This is a genomic window from Thalassospira lucentensis (genome assembly GCF_011806425.1).
In the GTDB taxonomy this organism is placed as follows: domain Bacteria; phylum Pseudomonadota; class Alphaproteobacteria; order Rhodospirillales; family Thalassospiraceae; genus Thalassospira; species Thalassospira lucentensis_B.
In genome coordinates this window covers 1,146,306-1,165,857 of record NZ_JAATOV010000001.1, presented here as the reverse complement: position 1 = coordinate 1,165,857, position 19,552 = coordinate 1,146,306, and the positions used below count along the sequence as shown (strand labels likewise).

Sequence of the window (19,552 nt, the reverse complement as noted above, 5' to 3'; positions counted from 1 at the left end):
GGGCAGTCCTGTATTATCAATAACCCAAAACGGATTTGGGTTTGAAATCGACTATGGCGTCCACGTGATCGGCACATATCCCCGAACCGCCTCAATACGCACCAACCAGGCCCGAATGCCCGGATAATCAGCAAGGCTGATTTTGCCAAGTTCGGCCCGATGCGTGTAGGCATAAAGAGAAATATCAGCAAGTGAAAGCGCATCCCCCACCAACCAGTCATGCCCCGACAGGCGCTTTTCCATCAGATCAAGTGCCCGCTTGGCACCAGCCTGTTTCATGGGTTCGAGAATGTCGGCATTGTCTGGCAGTCCCTTGATCTCATACCAAGAGATCAGAACGGCGACATTAGGTTCATGGTCATATTGCTCAAAGAACAACCAACCCATCATCTCGGCCCGTTCATAGGCATCGTTTGGGATAAAATTGGTCCCCTCTGCCAGATAGGTCAGAATGGCGTTGCTTTCGGCCAATGTCCGGCCATCATCCAGAACAAGTACAGGGATCTTGCCGTTCGGATTGATCTTTTCAAGGTAATCTGGCGTGCGGGTTTCACCCTTCATGATGTCGCGTTCGACATACTCAAACGGTTGACCCAGCATTGAAAGCAGCAAACGAACCTTATAGCCGTTCCCCGACATCAAATAGTCGTTCAAAATCATGGTACTTATCCTTGTGGCACATACATTAAAGCATTCACTAAAAACTGCATTGGCCGGCCAGGTTTGATATTTGCCGCTAGATTGCGCCCCGACAATCGAATAGTTTTGATAGTATTGTTCAACATTTTTGATCAAACATTCTGATCAAAGGGGTGGCCTATGGATTCCGATCTGTTGCGAAGCTTTGTGGCGTTTGCCGAATGCGGCAGCTTTAACCGTGCGGCGGATCGCATTGGCCGGACGCCATCCGCCTTTTCCATGCAGATGAAGCGCCTTGAAGAACTGGTGGACAACAAGCTGTTCGAACGCGACGGTCGCAATGTTTTGCTGACCAACGAAGGCATCACCTTTGTCGGATATGCCCGGCGCATCCTGTCGCTTCAGGATGAGGCAATGGGAAAACTTCGATCCCAGGATGCAAGCCGCCCGATCCGCATCGGTTGCCCCGATGATTATGCGCAAAAGATATTACCGGTTGTCCTGCGTGCAATTAGCACCGCCTATCCAAATGCGCAGTTCTTTGTTTCGGTGAACCCAACCATTTTGCTGCGTCGGATGCTTGATCAGGGCGAGCTTGACCTGTCAATTGTCAGCCGATCCGAAAAGGGGGAAGAAGGATATTTCCTGCGCCATGAACCCGGCGTTTGGGCAACATCGCCCGTGCACAAGCAACACATGCTTGATCCCATGCCATTGGTTCTACCGGCCGAGGATTGCAAGTTTCATGCTTGGGCGATTGACGCCTTTTCGAAATCCAATCGGCCCTTTACGCTTTATGCCACCTCGCGTCAGGCCGCATCGCTTTTGCATCTGGTGCGTGAGGGGCTGGGTGTTGCGGCCCTTGCCGCGGCCAGTGTGACCCCTGAGTTTCAGGTTCTTGACGCCCGCGATGGTTTTCCACCATTGCCCGCCGTTGGGGTGGCCTTGATGCTTTCGGAGGCATCCCACCCACTGGTCGATCGGCAACTTGCCACCGTCATTCAAGATTATCTGAACCAAAACCTTGATGATGACTTGACCAAACAGGCCGCAAGCTGATTGGATGCCGCGCCTTCATCGTTGCCGATGCCGACTTTTATATGGATAAAGATCACCCCGATGACCACAAAACCGCGCCTGAATATCTGTGTGACCTGCACGTACTCTGCTGCTGATGGCAAAAGCGAGCCGCGCGACGGCAAGGTGCTGTTTGATCAGATGAAATCTGCCTGTGAAAACCGCGATGTGCCGTTTGATCTGCATCCGGCGGAATGCCTGACCAACTGCAAGTCTGGCTGCTCGGTCGCGTTGAATGGTGCGGGTAAATGGGGATACGTTTATGGCAATGTCGATGCCCAGACCATGATCGACGATCTGTGCGAACTGGCAACCAAATATGCCGAAAGTGAAAACGGCATTGTCGCATGGCGCGAACGCCCCGACAGCCTGCGCCGCAACGTTATCGCCCGCATTCCGCCTTTGGATTGATGCAGGCGGCATCCAACCTTCTGGCGCGTGATTTACCCCGACAGACCTTGATTAAGGTCCTGCCAAATCCGATGAACATCGCCTTCTAAGATCAATTGTTCCATCAGTCGGTTCAACGCCGTCACCGAGATCGGTGATTGGGGCGAAATCACCGAGACAAGATCATGGATCGCATCGGGGTCACGTCCGACTTCAATTTTCTCGCGCAGGCTTGGGTCTTCAACGAATTTGCGCGCAAGAAATCCGGTGGAAATAATCCCGATTTCAGCATCCCCGCGCACAACGCCGTTTAACACTTCTGTTTCGTTATAGGCCAAGTGGATGTCGAACAATTCGGCAAGGTGTTCTGGATCGGCGTTAAAATCGGCAAAACCATAATGAAAGCCCAACACGCAGATGATGGACGAAAGATATATATTTTCAAAAGGTTTGCGACGGGGCGGCGCGTCATGCCGGCGGATATATAGGTCTTCTGTGGTAATGATCTTGTCAGAATAATTGACGTCAAAGTCCTGCCACCCCCATAGCGGGTTTTCGAACATGACAAGATCAATTTTGCCTTCTTCCAGGTCTTGGAAACGCCGACGCGATGACGTTTCAACAAGATGGAAGTGATAATCGGCTTGGATGTCGTTCAACAACTTAATCAGTTTCGGCACCATGCCGCGCGGCTTGCCATCTTCAAAGAAATAAACAACGCCGTACTCATAGGCCCCGACATTGACCCGCACTGGATTCGCCGTGTTCGCCGCAGAGCCATCAGAATCGATTACAATCGACGCCAAAAGCACCAAAGACGTCATGAAAAAATGTCGAACCAGTCGCACAAACACCGAAATAAGTCTCCTTCGGCTTGCCACCACACCAAATGGCAAAAGTTGTTTTTTTGAGTTTATCTAAACTGCGTCAGCTTTACCTATATACGGCGTAAACGCCAATTTTCCAGAAGGTAACGCGCAATTGAAATCGGACGCGGCAGGTTTATGCCCTTATCGGGCAGGTGTTCCACCTCATCGCGATGGACCCACATGGCAAATTCGATTTCTTCTTCGTCGATGGTGATATCGGTCGTTTCTGCTTCGGCGATAAAGCCCAGCATCAAAGAACCGGGAAACGGCCATGGCTGGGACGCGACATATTGTGCGCGCTTAATCTTGATCCCGACTTCTTCATAAACCTCGCGCGCCACCGCCTGTTCCAACGTTTCGCCCGGTTCGACAAAACCGGCCAAAACCGAAACCATGCTGGGCGCAAAGTGGGGGGAACGCGCAAGCAACACCCGATCTTGGTGATGAATAAGCATAATCACCGCCGGGTCTGTCCGCGGAAAATGCGACTTCCCACAATCGGGGTTGGTGCATTCCAACCGATATCCGGCCTCGGTCACCCGGTTTTCATGCCCGCATGCCCCGCAAAATTGATGCCCGCGATGCCAATTAAACAGCGCACGCGCCTGCGCAGCAAGACCGGCCTCGTCGTGTGAAAGTGCGGCCATGCGGCTGCGCATATCACCAAACCCACCCCCAAGGCGGCGCACTGCATCGTCGCGATCGGCAATCACGGGTGCGATATCCACCGCAATCACCGGCCCGGTGCCATCGCGGCCCAGATAAATCCATTCCCCGCCATGCAGATCCACATCAAGATGCGGGATCGCCAAGGCGCCCAACACAACCAACTCATGCGCGTCGACGTCTTCGGGCCAGGCAAATAGCGGATCGCCCTCATGACAGATCACGATGCGCAGCGACTCCTCTGCCAACAGAATCTGACGCCAGTTATCTGATTTACGCAGGACCGCATCACGATCAAGATCAACGGATTCGTAAAACTGCCTGTCCATTGGGCGGATATCCTTAATTTTCCACACCATCCGCGATGACAAGTAAACGGCCAAGCAAACGGTGTTTTCCGGGGTGACGGGGCCCGACATTACCGCGCCAAGCCCGTTGCAAAAAGCCACGATTGCGTGCGTATCGAAAAAATCCCAGCCAACACTTGCGTTTTGTCGTGTCCTGCGCGATATAGGGGGCGAGAGGCTGGCTGCGGACGGACCGCTCGCCAACCCGGTCAGGACCGGAAGGTAGCAGCCGTAACGAGTTTTTCCGGGTCGCGGTTCAGTCTCTCACCCTTTATATTCCCCCATTTAAATCGCTGTTTGGCACCATGTTCCTGATCCCATCAGGCATGAATGGGTTTTGTGTGGGAAAATTGCCACTTGGCCTTTCCCATGCGGGCTGGAAGCTGTTAAAACCTAACCAGATTGCAACATGTCGGACCGGATGAATGACGGATCAGATCGAGACCGCCAGCCAAGACACGCCCGAAGGTGAAACACCTGCGCCAGATGCCGCAAAGCCCGAACAGGCTGCCGCACCCGTGCCAAGTGACAGCACCGACGAGGCCCCCAAAAGCGAATATCAGGTTCTTGCGCTTAAATATCGCCCGAAAACCTTTGATGAGCTGATCGGTCATGGCCCGATGGTCAAGACGCTTTCAAACGCACTTGAAAGCGGTCGTCTTGCCCATGCGTTTGTTCTGACCGGGGTCCGCGGGATTGGTAAAACCACGACTGCGCGTATCATTGCACGCGCGCTTAATTGCATCGGGCCCGATGGTAACGGTGGCCCGACGATTGAGCCATGCGGGGTGTGTGAACATTGCCGCGCCATCGCCGAAGATCGCCACGTTGACGTTCTGGAAATGGATGCCGCGTCGCGTACCGGTGTTGATGACATTCGCGAGCTGATCGAAGGGGTGCGCTATCGCCCGACTTCGGCCCGCTACAAGATATACATCATCGATGAAGTGCACATGCTTTCGAAAAGTGCGTTCAACGCGCTTCTCAAAACGCTTGAAGAGCCGCCAGAGCATGTGAAATTCATCTTTGCCACCACCGAAATTCGCAAAATTCCGATCACCGTTCTGTCGCGTTGTCAGCGGTTTGACCTGCGCCGTGTTCAGATTGACGAGCTTAGCGCCCACTATACGCGCATCGCAAAACTTGAACATGCCGACATCGAAGAAGAAGCCGTCGCCCTAATCGCCCGTGCGGCCGATGGGTCGGTCCGTGATGGCATGAGCCTTCTTGATCAGGCGATTTCGCATGGGGCGGGCAAAGTCACCACCCAACAAGTGCGCGATATGCTCGGTCTTTCGGATCGATCACGCATTTTCGATCTGTTTGATTCCACCATGAAAGGTGAAATCAACGAAGCGCTTGAGCTGTTAAGCGCGCAATATTCCCTTGGCGGTGACCCGGCCGTCATGCTGCAAGATATGCTTGATCTGACCCATTGGTTGACCCGTGTGAAACTGTCACCCGATGCGGCCAATGATCCGGGTGTTTCGCAAATCGAACGTGAACGCGGCAAAGAAATTGCGGCAAAGCTTGCCATGCCGCAATTGACCCGCGCATGGCAGATGCTGCTTAAGGGCCTTGAAGAAACACGGATCGCACCATCACCCATTCAGGCGGCTGAAATGATCCTGATCCGTTTGGCCTATGCGGCTGAAATGCCGCCGCCCGGTGATTTGATCAAAAAGCTGCGCCAGGACATGGCCAATTCCGGCGGCAACGCCCCGCAGGGTGGTGGCAATGGTGGCGGCGGCAATGGTGGTGGTCCGGGCCCGCGCATGCAGGTCGTTAATGGCGGTGGCGGCAGTGCGGCCGTGGCCCAACGCCGTCCTGATCCGCTTGGCGTGCCCGAACAGGTTGAACAACCGGTTTACGCCCAAATGCCCGAAAGCTTTGCCGCGGTCGCCGACCTGTTGGCAAAGGACCGCGAAACGACCGGCATCGCCATGCAGGTCAAAAACTATATGCATTTGGTGAAATACGAACCGGGCCGCATTGAATTTCGCCCGGCACGCGGCGCGCGTCAGGACCTTTCGACCCAGCTGATCAAGGCCCTGAATGGTTTGACCGGCACGCGTTGGCTGGTCAGCGTTTCCGAACGCGAAGAAGGTGCGCCGACCCTTAAAGAACAAGAACTCGAAGCCCTTGAACAGCGTAAGGCAGATGCCTCCCAAGATCCGCTGGTCAAGGCAATCATCGAAGGTTTACCCAAAGCCAAAATCGTTGCCGTCCACCTTCCTGCCGGCCAAGAAGAAGGGGCCCAAGAAGCGGACGAAAGCGGTTCAGTATATGACGACGCATTTTATCTCGAAGGAGACGACGAGCTATGAAGAATCTTGCAGGGATGCTCAAACAAGCCCAGCAAATGCAGTCCAAAATGCAGGACATGCAAGAAGCCCTGGTTGAACTTGAAATCGAAGGTCAGTCCGGTGCTGGTATGGTCAAAGTGATGCTTAATGGCAAAGGCGAAATGCGTGGCCTTTCGCTTGATAAAAGCATCGTTGATCCGAACGATACCGAGGTTCTCGAAGACCTGATCGTGGCTGCCTATAACGACGCCAAGGTCAAAGTAGAAGCCCAGGTTCAGGAGAAGATGAAGGACGTCACCGGTGGCATGAACCTGCCAGAAGGTTTCAAACTGCCGTTTTGATCGCCCATCGGATCATTTGAAAATTTCGCGTTTTATCGCGCAGAATGAAGGGTGGCATTGCGCCGCCCTTTGTTTTTGATACAAGCTAAACACACGCAAAACCAAAAACGGGGTCACGATGACCGGACGGGAAATCGAAAATCTGATCAAACTTCTGTCGCGCCTGCCCGGCCTTGGGCCGCGATCGGCACGCCGTGCGGTGCTGCAGATGCTCAAAAAACCCGAAATGTTAATGATCCCGCTGTCCGACTCCCTGCGTGCGACGGCCGACGCCATGACCACGTGCGAAAACTGCGGCAATATCGATGTTACCGATCCGTGCCATATCTGTGCGGACCAAACCCGCACCGCCGATATCATTTGCGTCGTTGAAGAAGTCCAAGACCTTTGGGCGCTTGAACGTGGGGCGTCATTCAAAGGTCAATACCATGTGCTGGGCGGCACCCTATCGCCACTTGATGGCATTGGCCCCGATGACTTGAAGATCGATCAGCTGATCAATCGTGCCCGCAATGAGGCCGTCACCGAAGTCATTCTGGCGACCAATGCCACGGTCGATGGTCAAACCACCGCCCATTACATCACCGAACGGCTGATCGAAACCGGGGTCAAGGTAACCCGTCTTGCCCATGGTGTCCCGGTTGGCGGCGAGCTTGATTATCTTGATGATGGCACGCTTGCAGCCGCCCTTCGGTCCCGAAGTTCGGTTTAACAAATCACCCCAAAACCGCCTCTGCGGCCATGCGCCTGTCACCCTATCAAAAACGCAGCCTTTAAAGCTGCTTATTGATTAGGCCGGGGCGGATTGCCGCAATTATTCAAACGACAAACGTCTTATTTCACAATGGAAAAGATGGCTATGCCGCAGAAATTTTCTCTGCCGCCAAACGGGTTGCCAGTTCATAGCCATAAGCCCCCGCACCGGCCATTACCGCATCCGCGACGGAGCTGATCCAGCTTGTATGGCGAAATTCTTCGCGGGCATGGGGATTGGAAATATGAAGCTCGATGATATACCCCTCAAACGTTTTTAGCGCATCGTGAATGGCAATCGACGTGTGGGTATAGGCGCCGGCATTTATAATAATGGCGGCTGATTTTTCGCGGGCTTCATGGATCAGATCAATAATCGCACCTTCGTGGTTCGATTGCGCGAACCGCACGCTGACATTCAATTCTTTGGCCAGTGCGGCGCATTTCGTTTCAATCGATTCCAGCGTGTCATGCCCATAAATCTCAGGCTGGCGTTGGCCAAGCAGATTCAGGTTCGGCCCATTAATGACAAGAATTTCCGACACGCTCATTTTTATTCCCCTGAATCTTGTTTGATACGCGCTGTCACTTCGCGAACATTCCGCGCAATTTCAGCCCGTCGTGAAGGTAGCTTTTCACCATCGACCATAAGATACGATGTCACTTTGTCAGTTCAAAGACCAAACCTTTGTCTTTTGACCTATATCGCCGGTTCTTTTTTCTCGATGACGTGATTTCACCGATAACAAGCGGCGTAACGCCCCGTCCTAACCAACCGCTAACGATATGGCTTTTATGATCGAGATCGCGGTTCGTCGGCCAAGCACAACAAGATGGTGTGCGCGGTAAAAACAAACCGTGGCACGTGCAAAACTGATTGCTGTAAATTCCTGTGTTTGTGCTAGTTTAACTGTAGAATTAATCCGCGTATCTGACGCAACACCTTTTTCCGAAGTGAATTCTGTGAACACTCTGACCGACCCCACATCACCGCAACTTGCAAAAATCGCCTCGCGCATTCTGGCGGGCAGCTTCCTGTTTGAGGATCTTGATCCTGAACTGCTTGAACAGCTGTCTAATCAGGCAACCGTGCGTCGGCTTGAAGATGGGCAATTGCTGTTTGAAAAAGGGGCCCCGGCCGACGGTCTTTATGCCGTCGAAGCGGGCAAAGTGCGCATTTCTTCGGTATCGGAAACCGGCAAAGAAATCGTGTTGAACGTTCTGGCACCCGGTGCCGTATTTGGCGAAATCGCCCTTTTGGACGGCGAACCGCGCACCGCGACCGCGCGTGCGGTGGGGCCAACGCGATTCTTGTTTATTTCGCGCGATGCCTTCTTTGAAATTTTTGACCGCGAAGCACCGCTGCGCCGCCATATCACCGCCCTTCTGTGCCGTCGGTTGCGCTGGGTCAGCAGTCTGCTTGAAGATGCCAATTTCCTGGATCTTATGGCGCGACTGATCAAACGTATTTTGTGGCTTGCCGAACGCCACGGCGGCCCGGACCCCGAAGGTATTCGCATTGCCCTGCCCCTGTCACAGCAGGAACTTGGGCTTATGCTGGGTGTGACCCGCGAAGCGGTGAACAAAAAGCTGCGTGAACTTGAAAAACGTGACCTGATCACACGCCGTGACGGTCGCTTGGTGATCAAGGATCGGGACGGCCTCAACCAACTTCTTGCAGATGCAATCAGAAACTGAACCGTCGACGTCATTGTTTGACCGCCTTGTCGCACGCGAAGAAAAGCGCGGGCTGATTGTGGTTGCGTTTTTGCGCATCTGCATGCTGGCCTTTATCCTGCTTTTATTTAGCAAACCCGATGAACCCACCGGCACGCTTTATAAATTGCTCGAAGTTCTGGGCTGGTTCATTCCGGGCGTTTTCATCCAGTTGCTGGTTGCCGCGCGCGGGGGTCGATGGGTCTGGCTTTTGTATCTTTTGGCCGTGGTTGATGCCGGGCTGATTGTTTATGTTTCTGTCGTGCCCGATCCGCTTAATCCGCTGACCGACCATCCGGCGTGGCTATATGGTTTCGTTGTGCGTGACCGCGGCGTTGTCTTTTCCATGATCATGATGGCGTTGGTCATCATGACCTTTTCGCCGCGCCTGATCCTGTGGTTTGGCTTTTGGTTATTCACGGCATGGGTTGCGGCCATCCTCTGGCTCATGAACCGACCGGGCGTGATCGTGTCACAGCATTTTGGCGATGACTGGAACCCGACACAGCAAGAATTGATCGACACCCACAACCTGCCGGAATTTGTCGATATTTCCGCCTTGGCCGAACAGGTCATTATCGTCGTTGTCTTTACGCTGGCCTGTGCGGTGATGGTGTCGCGGTTGCGCGTGCTGATCAATCAGTTCGCAGCCGCCGAACGCGCGCACGGCAATCTTGCACGGTATTTCCCAACGGTTCTGGCCGACCGGCTTGCCGATCGCGATGAACCTATTCGGATTGGTGAACGGCGCGAATGCGTCATTATGTTCGCCGACATTATCGGTTTTTCCAGTTTCGCCGAAAAACGCGACCCGCAAGACGTCATGCGGTTCCTCAACCAGTTTCACCAGATCGCCACGACCCAAATTGGGGCATATGGGGGGATTGTTGAAAAATATATTGGCGATGCCGTCATGGCGAGCTTTGCGGCCTTTGACGACGTCGCCTGCCCGGCGGCAAATGCCCTATGTGCCAGTCAGGCCATCGTATCCCAGGTTGCCGAGTGGCAAAACCGTGAACCCGCCGATGGTGGACTGCCGCTTCGCATCGGTGTCGGGCTTAATTTCGGTCCGGCTGTTGTCGGCGACATTGGCCAAAGCGAAGCCGTCACACCCGCGGTAATCGGGGCCACCGTTAACCTTGCCGCCCGGCTGGAACGCGCCACGCGCAAGCTTAAAACCGATACGGTCATGAGCGAGAGTTTCGCCCAAAAAATTCGCGCCGAAAGTCCGGTTTCCGGCAATGTGTTGTTGCAGCACCATGATCAACGCGAATCTATTCGGGTCAAAGGATTGAGCGAACCGATATCGGTTTTATTTCACCACACACCCGAAACAGGCCTGGCGGCTCCTTAAGCATACAGCAAGCATTTCCGATCTAGGCTCTTGAAATCTCTGTAGAACGACCCAAAATGCGATGAACCTAATTCAATTGCGCTGAACAATAATCAGCAGGAGGAAGCCATGGTGACACCGACAGAACCAACGCCCTTGGAAACGACGACGGTTGAGGGATCTGTAAGGTTAACGACCCTGTTTGGCGAACGCGAATTTGAATGGGACAAAGCCATTTACTTTCCCGCTGGCCTTAAAGGCTTCCCCGATCACAACGTCTTTGCACTGGCGAACTTCCCGGGCGAAGGGGAAAGCAACTTTCTGTTGATGCAATGCCTGACAGAGCCGGAGCTGGCCTTCATCGTCGCGCCTTACAATATCGAGAGCGACACGATCCAGCAGGAGCACCTTGAACAGGCTTTCACCATCCACGGCGTTAAAAGGGATCAAGGTGCTGTCCTGTTGATTGTCACGCTGCACAAATCAGATGACAATGCAGATGTATCCATGTCGGTCAATTTGCGGGCACCAATCATTCTTGATACCGAGCGTCAGTCCGCCTACCAACACAACCTGCCTGACGCCGGACATTACGAAGCCCATCACGTCGTAGAATAAAAGCATACAGACCTCGTGGCGCGAAACCGCGCAGATGCAATCAATTACTTGGCACCGGTGTCCCGCAATGGGCACCGGTTTTCTGCATTAAGGTACGCTTATTCACGTCCTATTTTTCGCGATTTCAAGGGGATAGTCATCTGAATCGACTTAAATTTATCGATCCCCCTCCATGATGCTGCCATTTTTTCACGTGAAGGTAGCATCCATAAATTCATTTTAACCAAACAGGGGATCGTTAATGTCTGCAGCATTGCGAAATCGTTTTGCGCTGGCCGCACTTTTAGGGTCAGCTGTTTTTCTTGGTCCTGAAATGGACGCGGCGCGCGCACAGGACGCTGGCGAAACACGGGCCAAACTTCATACCGCAATTCCCGTTTCGGCAAACAATCGTACCAAATTGCAGCTCAATGTTTATCCCGGCAATCTGGCGATGATTGCCGAACAGCGCAGCGCATCCATCCCGGATGGGCAAAGCCTTTTGGCGATTGATGGCATTGCACCGACGGTGATGGACGATACGTTTTTGCTCGGTACCGCCAAAGACAGCAACCTTGTCTGGACGTCACTTCGCAATACTGTGAATGGCCCGGATGCCATCACAGGGCTTCTGCGCAGTCAGATTGGCAAGGAAGTCACGATCCGGCGCGATGATGACCTGATCGAAGGGACATTGTTGTCGCTGTCGCGCATGGCATTGGTCAAAACCGATGCCGGCGTTGAACAGGTGCCGATCAACCAAATTATCATCGACAAACTGCCCGATGACTTTTCAGCCGCCCCAGTGATGGAAGCCGACATTGCCACCGGTGCCGCCCTTGACCATGTTTCCATGGCGTATCTTTTAAGCGGGATCAGCTGGACCACATCCTATGTCGGGCAGTATGACAGCACCGCCAACCGCTTAATGCTTTCGGCCATTGCACGGGTTAACAACCAGTCTGGCACTGCATTTGAGGACGCGCAATTGCGCCTTGTCGCGGGCGATCCAAACCGTGCAAGCCAGTCGCCGATGTATGTCGCCAAGGCTGCGCGCAACGAAATGATGACCGCCTCGATGTCGGACTCAGCAGGTGCTGCGCCGGAACGCGAGAAATTCGAAAACCTGCATGTGTACGGCCCGTTTGACGGTCTTTCGATGCAGGACGGCGATACCGTGATGCTGCCGCTTATTGATAAGCAGGCCCTTCCGGTTAAACGTCGTGCGATTTTCAATGGGTCAAGCAACGCCTATAGCATGGGCCAGAATGGCAAACCGGACTTTGTCCGTCCGAACCTTGAAATCGAAATCACCAATGAAGGTGGCAAGGACGAAAAAAGCCCGTGGCCAGCAGGTGTCGTGCGCGTCTTTGCCGATAGCACATCAGGGGATGCGCGTTTTGTTGGCGAAGATTCCCTGTCCCTGACCCCGGTTGGCCGTGATGCCACCCTGCGTCTTGGTAAAGCCAGCGATATTTCAGGCACCCGTAACGTCACGTCCTTTAGCCGCAAGGCACGTAAAAACATGCCTGATGCGGTCACCGCCGATCTGGAATGGAAAATTACAAATAGCAGTTCGCGCGACGAAACGGTCACCATTAACGAAAACATGCCGACCGACTGGGTGGTCAATACGTCGAACTACAAACACAACATGGACCAGCCGGGCATGATTACCTGGGACATCAAAGTCCCCGCCAACAAGGAAGTCACCCTGACTTGGTCTGTCCAAAGCAGCAGCTAAAACCTGGCTTTGACAAAATCATCAAAGGCGCAACCCGATACCACGGGTTGCGCCTTTTTTGTTGGGTGTTTGCTGTGCCGCTCAAAATAATGCGTCACGATAGATTGGACGCCACCATCCTATGATGCGCCCGTTTTGCTTTTGTAAAATGCCTGTGCCAACGGCAACAGCAATCCTGCGTCGGGCAGGTGGCCTGTATCCTGACAAAGCTCGGCATAGATACAAATCAGCTTGGTCAGCAAGATAAACGCATCCTGATCATTCATTCCGGCAAATCGGCCCAAAACCCGAAGCGCCTCTGCCGCGGCTTCGCGGGCAAGATCAGGCTGCCCAGAACCGCGCATTGCCAAAACCAGTGCCGCGAGTGAATAACCAAGATCCAAGCGTTCCAAATCATCCTTGCGCCCGACACAGGCATTTAATCGGTCGCGGCGCAACGCAACTGCCTGCGATGCCGCATCAATCGCCCATTCCCATTGCCCCGCATCGATTTCAAGGGCCGCACGGTTATTAAGGCTTAGCGACAACCCAGCAATTGCTGCGTCGCGGGCCTTGGATAAATGCCGGACAAAAATCTGATCCGCCTTATCAAACAATGAAAGTGCATAGTCGCGCTTGCTGTGATGCTGGCTTGTTGCCATTTCAAGATAATGTCGTGCCAGTGTTAAGGATCCGGGTTCGGTCGCCTCGATAAAGGACAAACGCAACGCATCTTGGTCTGATTCGTCCTGCATCTTTTTTCCGTCACCCCACGTTTGCGATCCCCAACGCCAACCATCGACGTTGCAGACAATGACGCTGGTTACGGGTATCTTGTGAAGGATGGTCAATCAGCGATAAGCTGTTTGCGGACCATAAACGGCCTGATACACATTCTGCTTCACATTCGCCCCACAGACCGGAAAACAGCCCCGCATGAATATGTCGACCGAAACCCTCCGTGCGCTTTACGGCACTTGGCGCATTGCCCGTGGCGACGCTAAGGGTCTGACATTTTTTAACTATTCCATCAGCGGATTTTGGCGATCCTTCTTCGCCGCCGTGATCGTCTTTCCGGCCTTTGCCTTTTTACGCTGGCACGATTTGCTCGACGCGCCGGAAAACTTCCCGGTTGGGCGTTATATGACCGTCGAAATCGTCGCATTTGTCATCAAATGGCTGGCATTTCCGGTTTTGATACATCAGGTGCTGCCGCTTTTGGGGCGGGCGGAACGCTATATCGGGTTTATCACGGTCTATAACTGGTCCAGCGTTTTGCAAATGGCGGTTTATCTTTTCGCCCTTGCGCTTGGCACCTTGTTCCCGATGCTGGGTCCAGGTGGCTTTGTCATGATTGCCGTCATCGCCATGCTGGTTTACGGCGTCTATATCGCGCGTTTAACCTTGTCCGTCCCCATCCCGACCGCCAGTGCGATTGTGTTGGCCGATTTCCTGTTATCGATGGTGATCACGTCCATCGGGATCCGGCTGGCAATGGGACAATTATTCTAAAAATATAAACGACAAAAATCATCCTCATCAGGGAGAAACACATCATGAAACCGGTTCTTGCCGTTACCCGCCGACTTCCCGACGCCGTTGCGAAACGGGCATCTGAGACCTATGACATTCGCACCCAGGAAGACGACGATCCATTGTCGCGCAACGAAATCCTTGCGCTGTGTCACGGTGCGGATGCCGCCCTTGTGTCGGTGGGCGATCCGATTGATGCGGACTTTTTTGACGAACTGCCAGACAGTGTCAAAATCATCGCCACATTTTCGGTCGGGACCGATCATATTGATTTGGATGCGGCGCGCAAAAAAGGCGTGATTATCGGCAACACACCCGGTGTTTTGACCGATGCCACCGCTGATATTGCGTGGCTTTTGATTCTGGGCGCCGCACGGCGTGCCAGCGAAGGCGAAGCAGAAGTGCGCAACGCTACATGGTCAAGCTGGCGCCCGACCCATTTGATGGGCACACAGGTCACCGGCAAGAAACTGGGCATCATTGGCATGGGCCGCATCGGACAGGCCGTTGCCAAACGCGCAAGCGGGTTTGATATGGACGTTCATTATTTCAATCGCCGCCAATTGCCCAAAGATCAGGAACAAGGTGCCACCTATCACGACAGCATCGATGACCTGCTGCCTCATTGTGATTTCTTGTCGCTTCATTGCCCTTCGACCGCGGAAACCAAGGGCATGGTCAATCGCGACTTCATTGCCAAGCTGCCCGATGGGGCGATCATTGTGAACACCGCACGGGGCGATGTGGTCAATGACGGCGACCTGATCGCAGCACTTAAATCAGGCAAGCTCACAGCGGCCGGATTGGATGTTTTTGCCGGTGAACCCAACATCGAACCGGCTTATCGCGACTTGAAAAACACGTTCTTGCTGCCGCATCTGGGTTCGGCCACCGTCGAAACCCGAAATGCCATGGGCTTCCGCGCACTTGATAACATCGATGCATTTGTTGCGGGTAAGGACGTGCCGTTTACGGTTTAACGCCCCACCCCACGCATCAGAACGCTATCCTGATGGCATCCTGAAACATCCCACCGACACAAGCCAAAGGCGCCGAAATTCGGCGCCTTTTTATTTCGATGTATTTCATGTGAACGCGAAACGATAGGGCATTTGAGGCCCGAAATTGGGGGATCAGCCAAGATCGCTTTCTTCACCGGCGGGCAGGATACAGGCGATTTCGCGGCCATCGCGACTGACCTTGACCCGGCCGCCATGAATTTCAACCACGGCACGCACCATCGCCATGCCAAGCGCGCGTCTTGCCGATGGGCTTTCGCCGTCGCGCAGTCCTTCAAACAGCATTGGTTGCGGGGCTTCGTCAGACAGCGAAATCGCAATTTCGATATCTTCGCCGCGTCTGCGGGCCACGACTGAGACCTCGCTGCCTTCGGGGGCGGTGCGCAGCACATTTGTCACCAGAATAAACAACGCCTGTTTCAAGCGACGTTCATCGGCGACCATCCAGCCAATATTGCGCGAACAATAAAGCCGCAGCGACACGTTAAGCTCGGCCAGGCGTGCGCGGGTCAGTGCTTCAAGCGATCGCAACAGACGCCGGGGGTCAACCGTATCGAGTTCAAGCGCAACCTGCCCTGATCCAAGCGTTGCCAGATCGCGCATGTCATCCACAAGGGCCAGCATGCTTTGCGCTTCGGACCGAATGGTTTCAACCGACTGGGCGACATTGCCAGACAAATGCGGCAACATACGATCCGATTCGCCATTGATGTGATCAAGCGGCTTGCTAAGTTCGCGTGAGACCGTCGAAATAAAGTCCGACTTCATCTGATCGGCGGTGCGCAGTGCCTCGTTCCGTTCCCGAAGTGCGCGTTCCACCCGGATGGTGTCGGTCACATCGATATAAGACATCATCACCGCCCCATCGGGCAGCGGCACAATGGCAAAATCGACAATCGAATTGTCTGACCGTTCAAGTCGCCCATTCATCGGTTCATGATTGGTGATGCGTGCCACCATACGGCTTTTGAACTTGTCCCAATCATCGCGTTCCTGCCAATATTCACGCGACTTTTCGACCACTTCTGCCAAATGCGGCGAACCGTCCAAAAAGGCGGCTTCAAGGCCCCAAAGATCGGCAAAGCCATGGTTATAGAGGCGTAAACGGCCATCGCCACTGATCACGCCCACCGCTTCATGCAGGCTTTCAAGTGTTTCACGCTGAACTGCGATCAGGGTGTTATAGGAACTTTCAAGAACCAGTTTGTCGGTGACGTCTTCATAAACAAACATCAACCCGCCAAACGGATGGGGGGAAATGATCCGGCGCAACGTCATGCCATTTGGCAAATGCATCAAATCTTCTTCGGATTTTAGAAGATCGGTAAAGCGCTGATTTTCGGTGTTGCGGAACTGGGCGAAATCGGTGACTTCGGGCAGTTTTCGCTCATCACGCAGGCGGCGCAAAACATCATCATGTGATGGTTCTGCCCATAGCCATTCATCATCAAGGTCCCAAAGCTTGGTAAAGGCGGTATTAAAGAAAATAAGCCCCTTATCCGCACCATAAACCGCAATCGCGGTGCCAAGATTTTCCAGTACTTCCGCATGTGCCCGGATATGGCGCGACAGGTCGGACTGCAATTCTTCGACCGGGGTGCAATCAATGGCAAAACCAATCAGCTCGTCCGGCGCATCGGGATTTTGCGACAGCATTTCGGTAATGCGCAGCAATTTGCGATCACCGCGAATCACCACGTGATAATCGCGTGTCAGGTTTTCACCATTGCGCTGCACAGATGCCGCAAGCGACCGTCCGTGATCGGGAATAATCCCTGCGCCAATTTCCACCTGATTTTCAAGTGCATCTTGGATATCGGTCCGTTCGACCGCATCGGCATAGGCCGCATTACAGTCAATCAGGCGCAATTCGCTGTCACGCCGCCAAACCGGAAACGGCAAGCTATCAAGCAACAGGCGAAGGCCAGAAACCTCGCGCTTAAGAAGTTGGAAATCGCCAAACTGGTTTTCACGTTCGCGGGTGTGGCGGGTTTCATCGCGGAACCACAAACCATGGGCCAAAACTTCGGCGGATTTGTCTTTGCGCGCGGCCATGCCCGTTACGTGATATTTACGCTCGTCAACGGTATTGACCCATTGCTCGAACCGTTCATGCCCGGTTTTAAGGTTACGCACCCGCTCTTTTAGGAGCTTGGCATCCTCGTCGCGCAACTGTTCAAGCAAATCGGGAAAACGGCCATCCGCGCCCAATCCGAACGCACGTTTCAAAGTCGGACTGGCCCCTTCGGCGAAGCCCTTTTGGCTCCAGTAATAAACCGGGTCCGGGCCGGCATATAATAGCTGGGTGAAAAGTTCGGTTTCACCGGCAAGTTCGTGTTCGTGATCTTCGACTTCTTCAAGGTGGCGACGCGCACGCAGCGACAAGCGCCACCCGACCCAAGCCGCAATGGCCGCACCACTAAACGCCGCCAGACCAACCACAAGCCAGTCACGGTCACTTAACCCGGCCAAGCTGCCAAAAATTGTCGCACCGATGCCGGTCGGGGCATCCGATGCCGACGCATCCGGGGCGGCGGTATCTAGTCGGAATTTATCCTGTGCATAAAGGTCGGTTGAAAGAACCAGCGAGCCAAGCGCACCACATCCCCACTGCCAAATTTTGGACAGCTGGAATTTTGACTGTTTGCGCAAAAATACCCTCACTTTTTCCTTTCGCCGAACTTGATCGGATGCCTGCCGTGTCACGTGTTGTTAACCGTTTGTGTTTATGAGCTATTATTATGGTGAAAACGGGGTGGTTTTACCACCGTTTCGCATCATTGCAGCAATAGCCTTGGTTAAAGCCCACTTTCGCAAGCAATCCTTATGCAAAAACCGCGATGACATGGCTTTCCAAACGGGCTATGTCTGCACGTAAGCACGAAGCATTAACAACAGATACAGCGTACCCGTCATTTCCAATATGAGTGCCAAACCGCAACTAGACCTTTTTGCATCCCAAGCGAAGGCGAAGCCAGCCGCGCTCCAGAAGGAGTCTGCCGCGCTCAAGGAAGCAAAGAATGCGGGGCCGGAAATCGGCGATCTGTTTGACACAAATTTCAATGCTGATGACATTGCCGAATGGGAACTGCTGTTTCGCGATGCGCCGCAATATAACTACCATTTCAAACGGTCCCAGATCGCATCGGCCTTTGATCGCCCGCTGCATAAAAAGCTGATCGCATCGCACGCGTTTGAACGGCTGCGCGAAATTTCGTTTTTAGGCGCGATTGATTACCTGTTCCACCCCAATGGACGTCCGGCCAATATCCGTCATTCGCGTTATGACCACACCATCGGTGTCGCCCTGCTGTCGCAGCAATATTGCCGGTTAATGGGGCTTTCGGATGCGGATCGGGATTTACTGGGTGCGGCGGCCCTGTTGCATGATATTGGCCATGGCCCATTTTCCCATACGCTGGAGCCGGAATTTGCCCGGCGGTTTAACCGCAACCATCATCAACTGACCAATCAGATCATCACCGGCGAGGTCGAACTTGACCTGTCAGTTAATCATCTGTTGGTCAAGCACGGCGTTGATCCCGACGAAGTCATCGCGTTGCTGTCAAAAAAATCGACCCATCCGCATGCCAGCTTGCTGTCGGGGCCGGTCAATATTGACACCCTCGAAGGGATTAGCCGCACCAAGACATATGTTCATCCGAACTATGTCCATTGCCATCCGCGCTTGTTGCTAGAAGCCGCCGTAAAGCTTGATGACGAATCGCTTAAACGGCTTGATAAGTTCTGGCAGCTTAAAGAAGACATCTATCGCAATTTCATTTTTGGTCCGATGTGCTTTGCCACCGACCATTTGTGCCGCGAATTTGTGATCAACAACGCGCCGGACTTTGCCACCGATGACTTCCTGCTGACGGAAAAGGCGTTCTTGCAACGTCACCCGGCCTTTAAAAAGTTCCTTTTCAGTTTGAAAAACCGGATTGAACTTGATGGCGTTGCCGATGTGATTGATCCTGAAATCAGTGCGGCCTTGATGGACCCGAACGCAACCACGGTGCCCAAGCGCGAATTTCACATCAATACCGATGTCGACGTCCAAAGCTTTGCCGATCTTGGCAAGCGGTACTACGAAGAAAAGAATTCATTCTTACGCCGAGTCGGCAACTTGACCGATCCCGCGCAACAGGCCGCAGCGGCAAGCCTGTTCGATTAAGACACCGACCATACACCGCATCATTCCGGCAGTAAGCCAACGACGACTGCTGCATCCGGGAATCCACCA

At 53.6% G+C, this 19,552-nt stretch carries 18 protein-coding genes and 1 other RNA gene; 13 read left to right on the top strand and 6 right to left on the bottom strand.

Annotation, left to right across the window (positions count from 1 at the left end; all coding sequences use genetic code 11):
- Nucleotides 1-51: 51 nt before the first annotated feature.
- On the bottom strand, nt 52-660 hold the full coding sequence (locus HCZ99_RS05430) for a glutathione S-transferase family protein (protein WP_167445865.1): 609 nt from the start codon (nt 658-660) through the stop codon (nt 52-54).
- A 159-nt stretch (nt 661-819) separates the two neighbouring features.
- Here HCZ99_RS05430 and HCZ99_RS05425 point away from each other — a divergent pair, with 159 nt between their 5' ends.
- Nucleotides 820-1,698 (top strand): LysR substrate-binding domain-containing protein, encoded by an 879-nt coding sequence (locus tag HCZ99_RS05425; protein WP_167445864.1) that lies wholly within the window; start codon nt 820-822, stop codon nt 1,696-1,698.
- 60 nt (nt 1,699-1,758) lie between these two features.
- Nucleotides 1,759-2,127 carry a DUF1636 family protein gene (locus tag HCZ99_RS05420; protein ID WP_254869435.1) on the top strand — a complete coding sequence of 123 codons (369 nt, stop codon included), beginning with the start codon at nt 1,759-1,761 and terminating at the stop codon, nt 2,125-2,127.
- Between the two features lie 32 nt (nt 2,128-2,159).
- Here HCZ99_RS05420 and HCZ99_RS05415 read toward each other — a convergent pair whose 3' ends face one another.
- Nucleotides 2,160-2,930 (bottom strand): hypothetical protein, encoded by a 771-nt coding sequence (locus HCZ99_RS05415; RefSeq protein ID WP_167445862.1) that lies wholly within the window; start codon nt 2,928-2,930, stop codon nt 2,160-2,162.
- A 113-nt stretch (nt 2,931-3,043) separates the two neighbouring features.
- On the bottom strand, nt 3,044-3,970 hold the full coding sequence (gene nudC / locus HCZ99_RS05410; protein WP_167445861.1) for an NAD(+) diphosphatase: 927 nt from the start codon (nt 3,968-3,970) through the stop codon (nt 3,044-3,046).
- A gap of 191 nt (nt 3,971-4,161) precedes the next feature.
- Between nudC and ffs the strand changes: the two genes are divergently transcribed.
- The 4 genes from ffs to recR all read left to right on the top strand — a co-directional run bounded on the left by ffs (nt 4,162) and on the right by recR (nt 7,347).
- An RNA gene (gene ffs, locus HCZ99_RS05405) (signal recognition particle sRNA small type) lies at nt 4,162-4,256 on the top strand.
- A 157-nt stretch (nt 4,257-4,413) separates the two neighbouring features.
- Nucleotides 4,414-6,315: a DNA polymerase III subunit gamma/tau gene (locus HCZ99_RS05400; protein ID WP_167445860.1), complete on the top strand. Its 1,902-nt coding sequence runs from the start codon at nt 4,414-4,416 to the stop codon at nt 6,313-6,315.
- The gene (locus tag HCZ99_RS05395) at nt 6,312-6,635 is read left to right on the top strand and encodes a YbaB/EbfC family nucleoid-associated protein (protein WP_167445859.1); all 324 of its coding nucleotides are present in this window, start codon (nt 6,312-6,314) and stop codon (nt 6,633-6,635) included. Before HCZ99_RS05400 ends, HCZ99_RS05395 begins: the two co-directional genes overlap by 4 nt.
- Before the next feature lie 118 nt (nt 6,636-6,753).
- Nucleotides 6,754-7,347 (top strand): recombination mediator RecR, encoded by a 594-nt coding sequence (gene recR / locus HCZ99_RS05390; protein ID WP_167445858.1) that lies wholly within the window; start codon nt 6,754-6,756, stop codon nt 7,345-7,347.
- A 145-nt stretch (nt 7,348-7,492) separates the two neighbouring features.
- Here recR and aroQ read toward each other — a convergent pair whose 3' ends face one another.
- On the bottom strand, nt 7,493-7,939 hold the full coding sequence (aroQ, locus tag HCZ99_RS05385; RefSeq protein ID WP_167445857.1) for a type II 3-dehydroquinate dehydratase: 447 nt from the start codon (nt 7,937-7,939) through the stop codon (nt 7,493-7,495).
- A gap of 412 nt (nt 7,940-8,351) precedes the next feature.
- On the opposite strand from aroQ, the gene HCZ99_RS05380 reads away from it, so the two are divergent.
- The 4 genes from HCZ99_RS05380 (at nt 8,352) to HCZ99_RS05365 (ending at nt 12,778) form a co-directional block, all read left to right on the top strand.
- Nucleotides 8,352-9,086, top strand: a complete 735-nt coding sequence (locus HCZ99_RS05380; protein ID WP_167445856.1) for a Crp/Fnr family transcriptional regulator — start codon at nt 8,352-8,354, stop codon at nt 9,084-9,086.
- On the top strand, nt 9,070-10,458 hold the full coding sequence (locus HCZ99_RS05375) for an adenylate/guanylate cyclase domain-containing protein (protein ID WP_167445855.1): 1,389 nt from the start codon (nt 9,070-9,072) through the stop codon (nt 10,456-10,458). Before HCZ99_RS05380 ends, HCZ99_RS05375 begins: the two co-directional genes overlap by 17 nt.
- 108 nt (nt 10,459-10,566) lie before the next feature.
- Complete coding sequence (fliW, locus tag HCZ99_RS05370; protein WP_167445854.1) at nt 10,567-11,055, top strand: flagellar assembly protein FliW; 489 nt, start codon at nt 10,567-10,569, stop codon at nt 11,053-11,055.
- A gap of 241 nt (nt 11,056-11,296) precedes the next feature.
- Complete coding sequence (locus HCZ99_RS05365) at nt 11,297-12,778, top strand: DUF4139 domain-containing protein (RefSeq protein ID WP_167445853.1); 1,482 nt, start codon at nt 11,297-11,299, stop codon at nt 12,776-12,778.
- Between the two features lie 119 nt (nt 12,779-12,897).
- Here HCZ99_RS05365 and HCZ99_RS05360 read toward each other — a convergent pair whose 3' ends face one another.
- Nucleotides 12,898-13,512 (bottom strand): hypothetical protein, encoded by a 615-nt coding sequence (locus HCZ99_RS05360; RefSeq protein WP_167445852.1) that lies wholly within the window; start codon nt 13,510-13,512, stop codon nt 12,898-12,900.
- Between the two features lie 181 nt (nt 13,513-13,693).
- Between HCZ99_RS05360 and HCZ99_RS05355 the strand changes: the two genes are divergently transcribed.
- Both HCZ99_RS05355 and HCZ99_RS05350 read left to right on the top strand, forming a co-directional pair.
- On the top strand, nt 13,694-14,269 hold the full coding sequence (locus tag HCZ99_RS05355; protein ID WP_167445851.1) for a hypothetical protein: 576 nt from the start codon (nt 13,694-13,696) through the stop codon (nt 14,267-14,269).
- A gap of 44 nt (nt 14,270-14,313) precedes the next feature.
- Nucleotides 14,314-15,270 (top strand): 2-hydroxyacid dehydrogenase, encoded by a 957-nt coding sequence (locus tag HCZ99_RS05350; RefSeq protein WP_167445850.1) that lies wholly within the window; start codon nt 14,314-14,316, stop codon nt 15,268-15,270.
- A 153-nt stretch (nt 15,271-15,423) separates the two neighbouring features.
- On the opposite strand, the gene HCZ99_RS05345 is transcribed toward HCZ99_RS05350, so the two are convergent.
- The gene (locus tag HCZ99_RS05345) at nt 15,424-17,961 is read right to left on the bottom strand and encodes a sensor histidine kinase (protein ID WP_254869434.1); all 2,538 of its coding nucleotides are present in this window, start codon (nt 17,959-17,961) and stop codon (nt 15,424-15,426) included.
- Nucleotides 17,962-18,232: 271 nt separating this feature from the next.
- On the opposite strand from HCZ99_RS05345, the gene HCZ99_RS05340 reads away from it, so the two are divergent.
- Nucleotides 18,233-19,483: an HD domain-containing protein gene (locus tag HCZ99_RS05340; protein WP_167445849.1), complete on the top strand. Its 1,251-nt coding sequence runs from the start codon at nt 18,233-18,235 to the stop codon at nt 19,481-19,483.
- Nucleotides 19,484-19,552 lie beyond the last annotated feature (69 nt).